The organism is Enterococcus salsurae (genome assembly GCF_054784955.1).
Map to the genome: position 1 here is coordinate 495,184 of NZ_BAAHWY010000002.1, position 17,671 is coordinate 512,854.

12 protein-coding genes and 1 riboswitch are annotated in these 17,671 nt (G+C 38.3%); of the genes, 2 read left to right on the top strand and 10 right to left on the bottom strand.

Features of this window, described 5'->3' with window-relative positions:
• Positions 1-5: 5 nt before the first annotated feature.
• From ACYVRS_RS06650 to ACYVRS_RS06685, 8 genes are all read right to left on the bottom strand, one after another.
• Positions 6-1,442, bottom strand: coding sequence for a 6-phospho-beta-glucosidase (locus ACYVRS_RS06650; protein WP_461203000.1), 1,437 nt, complete (start codon positions 1,440-1,442; stop codon positions 6-8).
• A gap of 22 nt (positions 1,443-1,464) precedes the next feature.
• A complete protein-coding gene (locus ACYVRS_RS06655; protein ID WP_461203001.1) occupies positions 1,465-3,330 on the bottom strand; it encodes a beta-glucoside-specific PTS transporter subunit IIABC in 1,866 nt (621 codons plus the stop codon).
• Positions 3,331-3,441: 111 nt separating this feature from the next.
• Positions 3,442-4,278 (bottom strand): BglG family transcription antiterminator LicT, encoded by an 837-nt coding sequence (gene licT, locus ACYVRS_RS06660; protein ID WP_461203002.1) that lies wholly within the window; start codon positions 4,276-4,278, stop codon positions 3,442-3,444.
• A gap of 225 nt (positions 4,279-4,503) precedes the next feature.
• Entirely contained in the window at positions 4,504-5,550 is a 1,047-nt protein-coding gene (locus tag ACYVRS_RS06665; protein ID WP_461203003.1) for a hypothetical protein, read from the bottom strand.
• A 99-nt stretch (positions 5,551-5,649) separates the two neighbouring features.
• Positions 5,650-6,516 carry a class C sortase gene (locus ACYVRS_RS06670; RefSeq protein ID WP_461203004.1) on the bottom strand — a complete coding sequence of 289 codons (867 nt, stop codon included), beginning with the start codon at positions 6,514-6,516 and terminating at the stop codon, positions 5,650-5,652.
• Between the two features lie 109 nt (positions 6,517-6,625).
• The gene (locus tag ACYVRS_RS06675) at positions 6,626-8,455 is read right to left on the bottom strand and encodes a SpaH/EbpB family LPXTG-anchored major pilin (protein WP_461203005.1); all 1,830 of its coding nucleotides are present in this window, start codon (positions 8,453-8,455) and stop codon (positions 6,626-6,628) included.
• A 5-nt stretch (positions 8,456-8,460) separates the two neighbouring features.
• Positions 8,461-9,909, bottom strand: coding sequence for an isopeptide-forming domain-containing fimbrial protein (locus ACYVRS_RS06680; protein WP_461203006.1), 1,449 nt, complete (start codon positions 9,907-9,909; stop codon positions 8,461-8,463).
• Positions 9,906-13,472 carry a SpaA isopeptide-forming pilin-related protein gene (locus ACYVRS_RS06685; RefSeq protein WP_461203007.1) on the bottom strand — a complete coding sequence of 1,189 codons (3,567 nt, stop codon included), beginning with the start codon at positions 13,470-13,472 and terminating at the stop codon, positions 9,906-9,908. The genes ACYVRS_RS06680 and ACYVRS_RS06685 overlap by 4 nt, the downstream gene beginning before the upstream one ends.
• Before the next feature lie 363 nt (positions 13,473-13,835).
• Here ACYVRS_RS06685 and ACYVRS_RS06690 point away from each other — a divergent pair, with 363 nt between their 5' ends.
• Positions 13,836-15,305 (top strand): helix-turn-helix domain-containing protein, encoded by a 1,470-nt coding sequence (locus ACYVRS_RS06690; RefSeq protein WP_461203008.1) that lies wholly within the window; start codon positions 13,836-13,838, stop codon positions 15,303-15,305.
• Between the two features lie 378 nt (positions 15,306-15,683).
• Positions 15,684-16,541: an Rgg/GadR/MutR family transcriptional regulator gene (locus ACYVRS_RS06695; RefSeq protein WP_461203009.1), complete on the top strand. Its 858-nt coding sequence runs from the start codon at positions 15,684-15,686 to the stop codon at positions 16,539-16,541.
• Positions 16,542-16,619: 78 nt separating this feature from the next.
• On the opposite strand, the gene ACYVRS_RS06700 is transcribed toward ACYVRS_RS06695, so the two are convergent.
• Positions 16,620-17,150, bottom strand: a complete 531-nt coding sequence (locus ACYVRS_RS06700; RefSeq protein ID WP_461197784.1) for a folate family ECF transporter S component — start codon at positions 17,148-17,150, stop codon at positions 16,620-16,622.
• A gap of 26 nt (positions 17,151-17,176) precedes the next feature.
• Positions 17,177-17,274: riboswitch (THF riboswitch) on the bottom strand.
• 192 nt (positions 17,275-17,466) lie between these two features.
• Positions 17,467-17,649, bottom strand: coding sequence for a hypothetical protein (locus ACYVRS_RS06705; RefSeq protein WP_312540486.1), 183 nt, complete (start codon positions 17,647-17,649; stop codon positions 17,467-17,469).
• Between the last annotated feature and the right edge of the window lie 22 nt (positions 17,650-17,671).

A 17,671-nucleotide genomic window follows, 5' to 3' on the forward strand; every position in this document is an offset into this window, starting at 1 on the left:
AACGATTATTCTTTTTGTGCGAGGTCTTCCCCATTGGTTGCGATAACTTGTTTATACCAATAAAAAGATTTCTTTTTTGAACGTTTAAATGTACCATGGCCTTCGTTGTCACGATCGACATAAATATAGCCATAACGTTTTTTCATTTCACCGGTTCCTGCCGACACCAAATCGATACAGCCCCATGAAGTGTATCCTAGTAATGGAACACCATCTTCATCGATGGCATCTTTCATCGCTTTGATGTGGGCACTTAGATAAGCAATCCGATAATCATCTTCCACAAAACCATTTTCGTCAGGGCGATCCACAGCCCCTAATCCATTCTCAACGATAAACAAGGGTTTTTGGTATCGGTCATATAAATCGTTCATTGTGATTCTGAGACCAAGAGGATCAATTTGCCAGCCCCATTCAGATGCTTCTAGATATGGATTTTTGATGGTTGGGAAAAGATTGCCTTCAGTTTTTTGAACATCAGAATCTTCGGAAGCAGCCACTCTCGATGCATAGTAGGAAAATGAAATGAAATCGACTGTATGCGCCTTAAGCAACGCTTTATCTTCTTTCGACTGTTCAATCGTAATGCCTTTTTTGGCAAGCATTTTCAAAGCATACGTAGGGTATGCGCCTCTTGATTGGACATCAATGAAAAAGTAATTGCCGCAATCACTTTGCTTGCTCTCCCAAACGTCTTTAGGATTGCAGCTATATGGATAATAACTAGCAGCCGCGAGCATGCACCCTACTTGGTTATCAGGATCGATTTCATGTGCAATTTTAGTGGCTAGCGCACTAGCCACCAACTCGTGATGCGCAGCTTGATATTTGATTTGCTCTTCATTTTCACTTGGTTCAAAAGTTAACCCAGCACCTAAAAAAGGTGCATGTAAAATCATATTGATTTCATTAAAAGTTAGCCAATACTTGACTAATCCTTGATAACGTTCAAAAATGACCCGACATAATTTTTCATAAAAATCGATCATTTTTCGGTTGCGCCACCCACCATATTCTTCAATCAAATGGATTGGACAATCAAAATGAGTGATGGTCACAAGTGGTTCAATAGCATATTTTTGACACTCTTGAAACAAATCTTGGTAAAATTGCAGTCCTTCTTCATTCGGTGTATCTTCATCACCTTTGGGAAAAATTCTCGTCCATGCAATTGAAAGCCGGTAGGTCTTGAAGCCCATTTCGGCAAAAAGTGCAATATCTTCCTTAAAATGCGTGTACATATCTATTGCTTCTTTTGCCGGATAAAAATATTCTGTTTCAAAGCTGAGCATATTTCTTTTACCAGTAATCACCGCGCGGCGATCAGGTCCGGTTGGAATGACATCTACATTGGCTAATCCTCGGCCGCCTTTATCATAGCCGCCTTCACATTGATTGGCAGCTGTCGCGCCGCCCCATAAAAAATTATCTGGAAATCCCATGATTCACCCTCCTACTCGACTATCAGCCGATGACCTTAATGATTTGCTGTCCTCTGACAATTGGTCCCTCGTTGGCAGCTAAAACATCTCCGACTTCTGCGCTATTGGTGATCACGATTGGTGTAATCACTTGATATCCCTGGGCTTGAATAAACGCGCGATCAAAATTGATCAATGTTTCGCCTACTTGAACTTCTTGTCCTTTCACCACTTGATACTGATATCCTTGACCATTTAACTTCACAGTGTCGATGCCTACATGGATCAACAATTCTATCCCATCTTTACTCGTCAATCCAATTGCATGCTTTGTATCAAAAATTGCAGTCACAACGCCATCAAATGGTGCCACGACAGTGTCTTCTGTTGGTTCGATGGCAACGCCCTGTCCCAAAATCTCTTCGGAAAACATGCCATCATTTACTTCTTTTAAACTTTTTAACGCACCAGTCATAGGTGCTTTGATTTCAGCACTACTAAAGTTGTGTGTTGGTTTTTCAGTTGGCACTGTATTCTTTTCTTCCGTTTTTTCTGATGGATCTTTATATAGCACCAGGGTAACTACGAGGGTAATCACTATACTGATGGCAGCGCCAATCCCCGCATTGATCAAATGTGAAAGTGTGTCATCCCCGATATAACTTGGTAAAGTAAGCAAGCCGGGAGATCCACCTGAAAAGTTTTTTACACGCATGATCCCCATAAACAATCCACCAAAACCGCCACCGATCATTGCTGCATACAAAGGCGTTTTGAAGCGAAGATTGACACCATAAAGCGCAGGCTCAGTAATCCCAAATAGTCCTGTTAGACCTGCTGAAAAGGCCAGTTGTTTGATTGTTGAATCTTTAGATTTGATCCCTACACCAATCGCAGCTGCACCTTGACTCACGTTAGAAGCCAGCATGCCCGGATAAATCACCGTATCATATCCTGTGGTCATACGATTGTTGATGCCGATCGGTACCAAGCCATAATGGGTCCCGGTTGCAACAAATAAAGGTGTAAAGGCGCCAATCAATAAAGGAACGATCCATGGACTTACGTTTTCCAACGCTTGGATCCCGCTAGAAATTGTTTCGCTAATGATATAGCCTAAAGGTCCTAACGCCACAAGTGCCACTGTACCGACTACAAAAATCGTTATCAATGGTTTGCTAAAAAACTTGATAGCTTTTGGAAAAATTCGATCTGCGATTGGTTCCACATAAGACATGAACCACACGCTCAAAATGATCGGAATAACGGAAGAAGAATAGGTTACTGGTGAAATCGGCAAGCCAAATAAGAAGATCCCTTCTCCACTTTCTTTTACAGCAGTGACCATTCCGATGAAATTAGGGTGTAATAAGATTCCCCCGAGCATCATCGCAAGATACATGTTCGTTTTAAATTTCTGCGCAGAAGAAGCCGCTAAAAGGATAGGCAAGAAATAAAATGCAGCATCTGCCATGAAGTTCAAAATTTGATAACTTTGACTTTCTGCGGTTAATACATTGAAAACCACAAGCAATGATAAGACCGCTTTTAACATTCCTGCAGCTGTAATAGCTGGTAGAATCGGTGTAAAGATGCCAGTGATCGTGTCAATGATTTTGGCAACTCTGCCTCGATCATCTTCTTCGTTTGGCTGCTCATTTGTTAGTTGGGTTTGATTGGTGATTTCTTTATAGACGTTTCCAACATCGCTCCCAATGATGATTTGATACTGGCCGCCTTTGTTGACAACCCCCATGATACCAGGTGTACTTTTTAAAATTTCTTCAGAAGGTTTTTGATCATCCTTTAAATTGAACCGTAATCTCGTTGCACAATGGGTCAACCCTTGGATATTGTCTTCTCCACCCACTTGATTGATGATCGTTTGGGCTAAATCTTTGTAATTCATTCTTTTTCCTCCAATTCGTTGTATGTTTCCTGTGTGAAAAACATAAAAAAATACCTAAATAAACTCTTATAAGAGTTTATTTAGGTATAGCCTGGCAAGCCAGTAACAATCCTATTCGCTAGTTATTCGTTTGATATGAATGGTTAAATAAATCAATTCATCTTCTTCTAACGGACGTCCAAATTCTTTTTGGATATACTCGCTGATCTTTAACGCGCATGCATATTCTTTCATGTAGCGATCTTTTAGCATGAAAATGAAACTGCCAGTCCCTGCATCATCTAATTTTGTTCCGCTGAATAATCGTTGGACGAAAAACTTAAGATGTGTGACAAAGCGTTCATAATTCAATGAATACTCATCAAGTTCCATCGAAAAATGATATTTGACGATATTTAAAATATGTTGAATGATTTTTGCCATCTCTGACACTTGACTCACTTGTCCCATATCAAGCTCTGCATTCACGATATGCAAGGCGATGAATCCGGCTTCATCTTCCGGTAAATCAACGGATAAGCGGTTTTTTATGATCGATAACGCTTCTTTTCCAATCAAAAATTCATGGTTATAAAATCGTTTGATTTCCCACAGAAGCGCATTCTTGATCTCCATTCCATTTTGATAGCGCTCGATCGCATAATTGATATGGTCGGTCAGCGTGAGAAACAAATTTTCGCTCAATTTTTTCCCTAAAGAAACTTTGGCGAAGCTAATGATTTCATTCGCAACCTGTATTTGCTCGATCGGTATTGACGAAAGTAACTGCGTTAGTTTTGTGACATTCCATTCTTGTGTACTGAGATATACTTTTTCGATTTTGGCTTCATCGACCAAATCACCCGGTTTTTGCTTAAAACCTAAGCCTTTGCCCATGACAACCAATTCTTGCTGGTCATCGTTCTCAGAGATCACAATGTTGTTATTGATCACTTTTGTTACATTCATACTTACAATCCTATTCTTTTTTAGATTTGTTCACACAAAAAATAGGTATAGCCCACATAAAGCGGTAACAATCCTCAGAGCCAGTGTAGCATGAGAGTTCTTACCAGTCAATAAGGCTTTTCTCTCAAGTGAATAAAAAACATCAATGTAACGCAAGACCAAACGGTCTGTTACATTGATGTTCCTATCAAGATCTTCCGCTAATAAGACGAACGAAACAAGTGGTTAGATTCGATTCTCATGATCAGCTATTTTTACCAAGTTGGCACCAATCATTCCACCGAATGAGGTCAAGGCTAACCCTAGAACCATTGCTACAAAGCCCCAGATAGATGCTTGTGCGGTTGTATCACTTGCTTCATCTGCTGCTTGTCTAGCATCTTCGATTGCTTGATCAATCTCTTGTTTGGCTTGTTCAAGATTTTGTTGGGCTGTTTCGATTTGTTGTTGCGCTTCATCTGATGCTGTTTGTAAACCATCGATGATATTTTGTGTCGCTTCATCTGCTTCTTGTTGGCTTAAATCAGTATTTTGCGCGACTGCATTTGAAATGGCATCTTCATCAACTGCATCTCCAATCGTTGTCGCACGATCTTGTAATTTGGTAGATAGATCATCAATGATTTGATCTGCATTCTCAGGATTTGTGGCAATTTCTTTGCCGGCTTCCGTGATGTCATCTGTTGCATCTGACAATTGGTTTTGCAAGTAATCAGGCTGCAACTCCGCTACATCGGTATCTTCTAATACATCATTGACATTGGCTTGCAATTCATCTGTATTGATGTCTTCCATATTTCCAGTGATCTCATCAAAGGCTTTAGAAGCGACATCTGCCGTTCCACCAGCGACGGTTTCTACTGTACTACCTACTGCTGAGCCGATATTGCCCAATAATGAGCCAACCAATGAAAACGCACCTACAGTTAAGTAAGACAACATGACCACCATGACGATCATACTGGTTGCCCATGTCAAGAAACCGTGCACCAATCCAATACGTCGTGCAGAAACACCTGACACGAATCCGGCACCAAATAATGCCAAGACAAATGTCACGATCGTCCAAATGATCAATCCGGTTCCTACCCCATATAACGGATCATTTGATGTCGGTTCCACCATACCAAAGCCGATTGCCGAACCAATCAGTGACAATGTCATAAATAATGCAATAAACGTCACAACACCTGCAAAAATAGATCCCCAAGACAAATTATAACCTGCCTCACGCTCATCTGCGCCTAAATAATTTCTAAATCCTCTTTTCATTCTTCCATCCTCCTGTTCTTTATGATAGTTATAGTTTAACAACAGGTTGTTTTTTTATCAATTAAGATGCCTAGTCGACTTCAATGTATCTATGACTGGTCAATCTTTGCTTTTTATTTCTGCTCGTTTAAATGCGCGATTATTTGTATGCTTTTTATATATTGTAAGTAAAAAAAGCATAAACAAACATGTACAGAACACACTGAACCAGATCCACCAATGATTACTCCTTTTTTGTTTTTGTTTTTTTATTTCTGTTTGATTTTCTGCTGTGAAGGGCACTCTTCGTCCCCGAACGAGCAAGCGGTGCGTGTTGACCATGTATGGGGTGCAAGTCAGCAATGTGACATATTCTTCTCCATCTACCACGAGAAGGTCATCTGTTTCTGTGGGCAAAATCACTTTTATTTGATCCACTTCATAGGCATGTGTTTCTTGATTGATTTCGATGTAAAACATGTCGCCTTCGCTCAAATCAGGTAATCGATCAAACAAGGTCGCCTCAGGCAAGCCACGATGAGAGGAAAGGACTGCATGCGTCGAAGTGCCACCAATCGGATAACTGCTGCCTTCTAAAAGTGAAACGCCTTTTCTTAAAAAGAGTTCATTTGTTTGATCGAAAATCGGCAAATCTAGGCTAATCGCTGGAACCTTTAGAACGGCAATGATATGTTTTTCGTAATAATTCTTTTCTGCATCCTTTGTTTCTCTGGAGAGTGCTTCATTATACGCTGTGACACCAGGCGCAACTTTATCTGCAGCGATTTGTTTATTTGCTGCTGTTTGCAATGCTATCATTTCTTCAACATCTTTTTCATTTTTTTTACTTTCTTCTGCTTGATAATGGGCAATCAGCTGTTGATCAAGATAATCGCTGATTTGACGATGTATGAAAGGATAAGAAACAATGGCGACGCCTATCAACAAGACTAGCGCCATAACCATATCGAGCCATTTTTTTTTCATATCTTTCACCTCTCTTTCGTCGAGATCCTTAAAGAATAACAGACGACACCATTTCTATTACTTGTGTGTCGTCTGTTCATTTTTTTTATAATAAGCTAACATGTAAACATTATGCGTGTTTTCGTTTTGAAAAATATAGAACTGCTGTTCCTATGATCAAAATGCCTGTTATCACAAATACTGTAATACCCATACCGCCTGTCAGTGGCAAGCTGCCTTCAAGCTTATTTGTGAGCAGCATTGATTCAACACCATTATCTGCTTGGAAATCCCAGGCAGATTTTGGCAGGACATATCCATCTGGTGCTTTCTTTTCCACCAACTGATACATGATTACTTGATCGTTTTCATCTTTTTGTGCTATTCCGGAAAGAGTGATTGCGCCATCCTCTCCAGATATGAAAGTGTGTGCTTGGTTTTGATCATTAGACCAAGAAACTTTACCATCTTTTAACACCAAATATTGGTCATTTTTTTTGACATTGAACTCCGCTCCAGCCAATGGATTTTGGGTATCAGCGTTAACTTTTTTGAATGTTTTTCCGTAAGTTTTGACAGATACTTCATCTGTCTTTAAATGAAAATCATTGTTCAATTCGATTTTATTGCCAATTTCTTTACCCATATCAGTTCCTGGCTTCAACTTCATTTTGACAGTCAGGCTGATTGTTTGTCCTTGATAAGCAATCAATTCAGTGGGGGTGAAAGTAAAGGTCAGTACACCCTCGGTTTTTATATCGACTAGATTTGAAGAGACAATCTCATCATTTATAGTTAAACTGTCGGCAATTTCAGTTGCTGTTGAAACCAAAACTAGCGAAGAATCTGGCGTATCAACTAATTGAAAAATTGAATAACGTGCGATGTCCTTAGGAATCTGTTGTTTGATTGTATAAGTGAATACTTGATCGATATCTACATCAGCATCATCCACTGTTTTTACTGGCTCGGGGACTTTATAGTTATAGGCTTCTGCTACATCACTTCCCAAAATTAGTTTTTGATTTTCGTCATAGTAATCATACGTAATTTTCAATGATGAGGTTTCTTTATCACGAACTGTATGCACAACAACTGCTGGGTTCGTTTTAAAATGATATATTTCTTGCGCTATTCCTTGGTTCGCTTCCGTTGCAACTTCTGAGTCTATTTCAATAAATTCGTACACTGCATTATCTTTCAAAATTAAATCCTCTACTTGAACAAGACCATTTACATCTGATATAAAAGCTGTGGCATCCTCTTTTTTTGCATCAAAAGTATTGGTTTCGGATGAAAAGTAATTTCCATCGCGTTCTTTTAGAATGAATGCTGCGCCATGTAAAACTTCGGGTGCCTGTATTTCCCCTTTTTCATCAATAGACACACCATACTTTGTCAATTGGATCGTGCTTGTTTCATACTGGTTTTTAGGGTAAAGATGGACATTCTCTTTGTTTGCTCCATCGCTGTTAATCACTGGCAATCCTACCACAAAATCAACGGATTTCTCTGCAATTGCCCCGTTTGGTGTGGTTGTTTCTTTAAAAAGATATACTGCATTTTGATCATTAGATACAACTGGAAGATTCATAGTAGTCAATCCGCTGCCATCTGTTAAATCGAACACATAAGCTTTCAGACTAGTCGATTGAAGACCTTTCACAGTAGTTTCGGCAGCGCGTTGTTTAACTGGTTGGCTTCCTGATGTTTCGTTATATACTTTCCAATAATCTATTGTGACATCATATGCTGTAAATCCAGCATTCTTTAATGGTTGCGACTTTTCCCAGGACATGATATCCCCCGTATTTTGTTGTTCCTTGGGTATCGTATCAAAAACCAATTTGTGTAATGTGATTTTTTGCGTTTCTGGTTGTTCTGCTGCATGGACTAGACTAAGTTGCCCCCATAATAAGATTGGAATGAATAATAATAAGTTTACCAACAATTTTTTCATCTTCTTTACTCCTTTTCTTTTCGACTAATTTGGATACTGCCAATCAGCAGCACCACAAAAACCCCTAAAAACATTATTCTTTTATCATCCCGCTCATTGGTCTGCGGTAAGTTTCCGGACGGACTTGCTGCCTGAGGCTGTGCTGCCTTTTTATTGACCACATGTAATAGTTGATCAGCAGCCTCATATGTTCCTTTTGTAATGTCAAAAGTTATTTCTTGATTGCTTTTGATATATCCTTTAGGTGCAGTTTCTTCTTCAAGCAAATACTTGCCATATTGCAATCCATTGACAGAGAATAACCCATTGTCATCAGAAACCAATTTCACTAAATACTTACGATTGTCTTCAGAAACGCCATTCACCCATTGATAGCCACCCTCTTTCTTAATCAAGTAGGCACCCACATGATTCTTGACCAAAAATGCGGCACCTTGAAGCGGCTGCTTGCTGATTGCATCAATTTTCATGAAGTGTTTACCGCCGATATATACGCCAGTTTTCGCTTCCAAAATGAGATGATCGTCTAGATACAATGATGCTAGGTTTTCAAAATATGTTGTTTGAACTTGACTATCTTCAACTTGCATTCGATACGTAATAGTGACAGTTTGACCTATATATTTCTTCAGCGCACTTGGTGAAAATTGAATCGAAAAACCACGTCCATTTTGTCGAATCGTATAGGAATCAGAAGGAATTCCTGTAGTAGAATCTACTGCAATCGTATCGAGAAGTATCGATACCCCTGCATCAGGGATATCAGTGAGTAGGAAACTTTTTGCTTCCATAATCGTCGAAGGAATGATCAATTGGGTCTCAAAGTTGACCTTATCTCCATATTGATAACTGTTCTTTGGATCAACGATCGTTTTTGTCAAAGCAGGTGGGACATCCATTGATCTCAGACTTTTCATATAGACAAAAATGTGGGTCAATGCACTGCCATCCTCATTGATGATGGGCAAAACGATCAAAATCGGGTTTTTGTTTTTATTTATTGGTTGAATCAAAAATGCACTATCATGTCCTTCGGTTTTACTCCTTACCTCAAAATCAAGTTGTCCAGACACCCCATTAACTGTATGCGTTGTTCCTATTGCTTCGGCTGTTAGACTATCGATGTCTTTAGATATATTTGCCGCAAATAGCTGTTTGATATGATCACTGGCAATGTCATTTGGTGACTGTTCTTTAAGAAACTCCATCCATTCAGCTGTTACATTAAAGAGTTCAAATGTTTCGTCATTTATTCCTTGAAATTGCTTCAATAATTCTTCACCCATCGTGTGTTGCTGATCGTCACTTTCCTCGTATTCCATCAGGATATCTCTCAAAGTGATCGTGACTATTTCATCGGTTTTTGTTTCGACTGCATTGGCAAACTGACTACAACCAAACACAGTCAATAGAAAAAACAAGCACCCAACCAATATTTTTCGCCATGTATTCATGCCCTCCACCTCCGTTTCAGGTAGATCCATGGAGCAATCGTTCCCACTATCAATAGTGTTCCACAAACAATAAACGGTGTGACACCTTTACCACCTGTTTGGGGAAGTGTTGGTATGGCGTGATTTGATACACTGAGTAAAATCAAATTCTCTGTACTGCTTAACTCCACAGAAGTTATTTGGTCATTGACCATCACCTTTCCGTCTTCAGCAATCGTAATCATGATAGGCACTTTCAATCCTTGAAAACCACTTGGTGTTTTTGTTTCAGTTAATTCGTAAGTTCCTGATCGCAAACCTTTGAAATGGAAAGTGGACTCACTGCTACTATCCATCGTTAAATCGATGTCATCATGATTCGTCAATCTAAAAGTCGCACCTGCCAGTGGTTGGCCGGTTTGATCGACTTTGGTTACTTTGAGATGGAAGTCATTAAGGTCGTTTACAACTGTTATTTCTTTTAAAATAAACGCTGATTTTTCCTCATCAAAAGTACTTGATAATTTGATTTTTTTGCCCTCTGGTGAGAGGACATAGCTTTCAGTTTCATCTAAGATATGCACTTGCCAAAACCCTTCCAACTGTTGATAACCTTGCGGTGCAGTAATTTCTTTGATTTGATAAACACCAGTTGGAACTTGTGTCGAAAAAGTCAGCTGTCCATTGTCATCAGATGTTGCTTGAATCGTGTCGATTCCATCCCCAGATAATGCGAAAATGGCCCCTTGCAGTGGCGTTGAAAGGTCAGCATTCATTTTTTTGAGATTGATTTCGAAAGGATACCGCTGATTGACCAACTTAGCATTTTCTGGCAATCCTATGATACTTAATGAACCGTCTTTATCTATGATTTCAACATACAGATCAGCCATTTTCTGATATCCGTTAGGTGCTGATTTCTCTTTGATGATATAGTTCCCAATGGGTAGATCTTTAAAAGTCAGCTTTCCATTCCCATCCGATATTTGTGATTGAATTGGGTCATTTGGCCTACTTTCTACATACAGATCGAAAGAAGCACCGCTTAAAGGTCGATCTTCCTCAGTAACTTTAGTCAAAGATATCGATTTGGTTAATAAGGTATTGGTCACTTCTAATTGTGTCGTTGTATCGATCGTTTCCGAGATTGAATAACTTGGCATTTCGTACCCGTCCACTCTATTTTGATCACCAATTTTTTCTACTAAACGATAGGTGATCAATTGCCCATTCTTATACTTAGGTAAATTTGAAAATGTAGTTATTAGTTCTGCATTAGAAGCTGTTGCTGAAAGTAGAACTTTTTTGCCGTTGACATCTTTCCACTCATTGCCGGCCTTTTCTTGCAACTGTATTACGATGTCTTTACGCAATCTATATTGATTATCTTGATCTTGCCAAATCTTCCTGACTTTAAATGATCGTGTTGTCACTTCTGTACGGATCGATGGGATAGCAAAATGCAAGTATTCGCTTGTACTTGTTGTTGACTGGCGATTCAATAAATAAGTATTCTGATTTGTTTGGTAAAACAAGCCATCTCGATAGGCTTCTTTTAATTCGACGGTATAGGTCAGACGGATTCCTTGATTTAGATTGTCTTTTTCGGATAAATAAAGATTTGAGACTGTCAGTTTTGCTGTTGCTTGATCTAAGGATACTTGTTTTGCATAGTCAGGAAAATTCGTGCTCGATGCATCGATCGTCACCAAATTTGTATCAGTCATATACATAGCGGTTATTTTGGCAGAGTTGGGAATCAGCTTGACATAGTCACTCATAGGATCATTGATGGTTGCATTTTGAACAGAAGCACTAAAACTGGAAGAAATTCTTCCCAGAACAGTGAGTAATTCATTTTTATTATTTGCCTGATAGGCACCATCTTTCCCAATTTTCTTTAAGACATCATTTGATCCTGTAGTATAACCTATGGAATAAGTGATGACATTTTTGGTATTATTTTCTGCAAATCTTTTGTTCATATGAGAAATTGTCGCTGTTGCACTTGAGGCGATAGCTGATGTGGTTCCGTTCCCTGAAAAATAATTCGTATTGTTTATTCTTGCATTGTATGTATCAACCATTGATGTGCTCGTATTAGTCAAAGATAAAATATTGTTGGCTAATTGATTGTATCCATCATTGGGTGCAAAAGTGGGATCCCCATCTGTCAATACAATCAATACTTTGACAGCATTACTACGTGCTTGATATTTCGTACTTGTTAGCATTGCATATCCAGCATCAATTCCTAAAAAAGTTGGTGTGCCTGAATTTTCAGGTGCGTTGCCGGCTGAAATGATTGAACTATTAGTTAAGGATGACTTATTACTCGTAAAAGCACTGCCACCACTAAATTTTTGAATTTCTGCATACGGTATATTTTGAGAGCCATTGTTCGCTGACCCGAAAGAGGTAATACCTATTCTGACTAAGTCGTTGTTTTCAGTGGTCAGCAAATTATCTGCAAAATCGTTGACTGCTTCTTTCATGATTTGCCAGCGTGATTTATTGTTTTCTAGTGTTTCTCTCATTGAGGCAGATTTATCGATAACCAATGCAATATCTACTGGTTGACTTGTTTTTAACGCTTTACCAATAACATCCAGCTGGATGTTAAACTGATTTGGGTCTTCAGTGGGCAAGACGATTTTTTTGATATACGCGTCTTCGTATTCATGATAACCATTTTCAAAAGTTTGATTGCCCCCATAAGCATTTGTTGTAGTTGAATCCTGTTCTGTTATGTTCTTTTCAAAATTATAATTTTGGATATATGATGAGCTGTTATTATTTAGATAGCTATTCGTATGCTGGTTTGGAAACGTACCTTCCGCTGTTGTATCATACTTAAAAGGATCTGCACTATCGGTCAAAGATGCTGGTATAATTTCTAAAGCCCGTGCTTTGATAGTCGTATTTTCAGAATACTCAGCATCATTTTTTATTGTTTCTTCAACATTTTGATTAGGGGGTTCATCCGAAGAACGATCGTCCCCGTATTTTGATAACTGACTCTCCATGGTTTCATCGTTCATTTCTGGATCAGTTTGTTCAGACCTCTCCTTTTGGTCAGACTGTATATCATGACTAGTAACGGTTTCTATTTGCTCTTCTGATTCTATCTGCGCACGAATCGAAATAGGTTCACTAGATTCATAAAGCGTTACTGTTTGCTCACTCTGAGCAGGATCTGTTTTGATTACTTTCACTTGAATATCGATTTGATTTACGGTATTACTCGTTTTCATCACAAGTGTACCTTTTTGATTGCTTTTCGTTTCTTCTGAAGAAAACCATTCACCTTTCTTCTCTAACCCTGTATTTTCAATAAAGGTGATTGATTGATCAGCAGTTGCCTGAAACCAAAAAGCGCCCTCCGGTATGTCATAGGTTATCTCCCACTGGGTCGCATCGCCTTCTACCAGTTTTGATTGTGCATCAATTCTCACAGCATCCTGATCAAGCACATTGACTGATGCAGAAGATGCATACACTGGGTGAAGAACAAATAGACTCATGAGAAACTGTAAAAGAAGAATGCCAATACTTACCATACGATAATTTTTACCTTTATCCATTAATCTCCCCTCAGCTTTCAATAAACCTACTTTTTTGAAATAGGCATTACTTCAGCATTGTAGCAACGGGAAGAACGGAGGACAATTTTAGCAAACGGCATTTTCGGGGAGGAAACTCCATATTTTATTTGATTTTAAATAACTAGATTAAAACAAAATAAGAGCCTAGATGTTTACATCTGACATCTTCGTTATCAATAAAAATTTATCATTAGTTTAATAATCCACTAGATAAGATAACGAAAAGTAAAAATAAACTTCAATTTTTAGCATTATTTTATTCAAATAAAAAACGTTATGTATTATTTTTTTGATCGATTAATATTTTTGTTTTATGATAACATTTATGCGAGGGGGATTTTTATGATAGAAGAGTTGTTATTAACCAATTATGATAAGAAAAAAATTGCTATTTTGAAAATACTCAATCAACGTATTGGTCGACAGACCAACATCAATACGCTCGTAGAGAGCTTGACATTGTCTTATCAAGGAGTCATTACTTTACTGGAGGAAATGCAACATGAACTTTCTTTGGTTTTTGGTATTACACTTTGTGAAAAAGGGTTTAAACTTATTCCTTTTACTGATGAAGTCTGCGAAAAGAGGTATCTCAAATACCTAATAGAACATACATTGGCGTTCCAATTGATCTTAACATCATTAACGCAACCCCAAGTAACTTTAGAAGAATTTGCCGCGCAACAGTATATCAGCCGCTCAACGGTAAACAGAGGATTAAAAAAATTAAAAGAATATTTAAATGAACGTAATATTCATCTGAATGTATCCAAAATCAAACTTAGTGGAAACGAAATTGACATTCGGCTGTTTCTTGTCCATATTTTACTCTTGATTGATCCAAGCAGATTGGAGATGTTGTTTCGTGATTTTCGCAAAGAAGCAGGAATTTTGATTTCACTAGGACAAAAGCATCTGTCTATAACCCATCAGCACGTGGTATTTATTATGTTTATCACATCTAGATTAAGATACACACAAGGGTATAAAATTGAAGAAGTGAAGGGCTTCGATGATATTTATGAGCCTTTAGATAGCGAATTAGATGATTACCTCTATAGATTTATACATGATGATCAACAATTTCTCTATCATAAAAATTACTTGAAAGGCCTTATTTTTTTCTTGTTTCATTACACAGATCGTTCCTCAATCCAAGACAATATCATTGATCATTTTTCTGAAAATATTAAAGAGTGTCAACCACTATTCAGACAATTAATCAATGAACTAACTGACTCCATTTTGCATAATTTCTTTGAAAAAGATTTGAAGGCAAAAAAAATCTATGAAATCAAAAGAATCATCTTTCTTATTTTCTATTTGACTTATGCTATAAATGGTCATTATATAAATCTTTGGTTGCAGAATGAATTTTACCACCTTAGTCATCAAAAACACTATGAACGGCTTGAAAAAGATATCCGCAAAATCATTAATAAATATAGTCGTCGCGTTGGTTATGAGTGGTTAAACAACGGAAAAGCTCATTTACCAAGTTATTTAGCCTTTTTCCTTTTTCCATATTATCAAAATGTTCGTATGAAAAAGTTGCGCATCGGCTTATTGCCTACCTTAGACTTCACTGTGATTCAGCAACTAAGTTTTTTCTTGGAGCATGTCGACTTCATTGAGTATGGAATAGCAAATGATAGTGAAAATGTGTTTGATTTTTATCTTTCTGACTCAAGAAAGTCCCCTCAGCAAATCAATGATGCTAAAATTATTCAGTTTCAAAAAACCAAAATCGAAGATATCTCTCCGTTATTTGAGATTCTTTGGGATAAATATTTAAAAAAAAATCGAAAGTAGCCATTCCTATTTTTTAGGATACAAAAGTAAGGCTAGGAGGACCATGACTACTGTCTTAATGGTCTCCCTAACCTTGTTTTGGTTCAATCATTCCTGTTCACACGTTGCAATGATTGAAGAAGTAAATTATTATGTGAAACCAGCCTACTGTCTTTAGCTAGACCTCGTCATTTCAAGCCAATCTGCTTCCCTCACTATACTTTATAACCAACACAATCATTCGCCCAAAGCTTTGACTTCCCAACCAAAGCACATCAACGACGGTGCAGTATGCTCAGAAAAGATTGACTTACGTCTATTTTACATTGAAAATAGCATTGAACATGAAACGGACTATTTTTTCGTCCACATCCACATATCATTATAGGAGGGACACAATTGGAAGCAAATCAATTACTCAAACAGCTACGCACAGAGCGAAATCTTTCTCAAAGAAAATTAGCTCATGATATTTCAGAGCGCAGCACATTAGCTACATTCGAACAAAAAGGTCATCGTATCGCTTTTGACACATTGTATGCCTATTTGACGCGTATGAATGTCACCTTGGAAGAGTTTGAGTATCAATTACATCATCAAGCTCTATCTGAGAAAATCACATTATCTCGAAAAATGCTGCAAGCTTATTACCAGCAAGATACATCAGTACTAAATTCATTGATTGAAGAAGCTAAAAGAGCTTATGAAGCAACCAATGATTTTATGTTCTACATATTATACAGTCAATATCTTTTGATCATCAAAGATGAGACACCACGTCACAACACACCAGAAAGTCAGGCCGTCGAAACAACAATCAAAGACTATTTGAACCGAATCGACACTTGGGGAAAGTTTGAATTGACGACATTCACCAACTTGATGTTCCTCTTTTCAGATGAGTATATCTTGAATCAAATCGATCAATTAAGCAAGAAACGCTTTTTTCACAATACATTGAATAACCAGTATCAAATTTATACGAAGCTACTGACAAATGCAGCCTATTTGTTTATTGACCGCAAAAATCAGGCTGCATTAGCGATGATCCTTTCTTATCTTTCGGTCGATTTACCACCAGATAATGACCGGATTAGGATTCTGATTCGTTATTTCGAAGGTATATTAGCCCTATTTGAAGGCAATATCACAGACGGAAATGAGATGATTGAACAAGTGCTGGTAATTTGGCGATTTATTGGACAAGACAAATTAGCCGATCAATTGACTGACATGGCCCGCTCGATCATGGAATGAACAGTAATCACTGTATATCAAAAGCCGCCGAATTATTATCGGCGGCTTTTGTGGATGTTGGTTCATTCGTTGTGGCAGTTAGATAAATCGTCGGGTCAATCGTTTATAGGGTACAGCCCGACCGACGAGATAGATCATCGCTGTTTGGATTGGGAACATGATCACGGCTTTGAGTAAACGCACAGACCAGATCGCCCAGCTTGTTAGTGGAATATTCAGCATCATCGATAGCCAAATGGGTGTCAAGATCAGTGTGATCAACACTGTGTTCAGCAAGACCACCAACGCGGCTCTTTTGAGGGTCACTGCTTTACGGTAGAAAAAGAACCCGTAAATCAACCCACCGACAAAGGCGTTGATCGTAAATCCGAAAAAGTATGCTGATTTTGGAAATAACACCATTCCTGCGATATCCGCCAATGAGGAACCTATGGCTGTCCAAAATGGACCGAATAACATCCCCATGATCATTTGGGGCACGAAGGAAAAAGTGAGTTTGATATAGGCTGTTTCAAAGCCCAAAATTTGCGACAAGACTACCATCAAGGCAATCAAAAGCCCCATGATCGCGATCATGTGTGCATCGACTTTTCTTTTCATAACGAGCATCTCCTTTTAGAGTTGCTACAAGTACATGCAGCGAATGCGAAAATAAAACCGCGGACAACCGTCCTTCGTCCGAAAGGCAACATCCCATCCTTTCAGCACTTAACGCTTTATTTCCTACTCTGATTTTTATTAGGTATTTCTACCCAGACACACTATAGCACACAACGGAAGCTGGCGACAATTTTTCCCACTTATTTTTCTGAATATTTTCATTGATCGTTCGCATTTACAAAAAAACCTTCCTCGCAAAAGAATTGATTGACGAACACAATCAGATCTTCTGCGAGAAAGGTTTATTTTGTCTCAGTTTATCACATCATCCAATCAAATTGTCGTTGATCAAGACTGATTTGATGTCGCGTAATTGATGATCGATCTCAACTTGCTCGATCGTCATACTCGTGGTGACTTGTTTCATCGCATGCATTTCTTCATTTAGTTCATTGACATTTATCACTAATTTGTTCAAGGCTTCAATAATCAACTGATTGCTATCCATGGTTGGCAACTCCCTTTTCCAC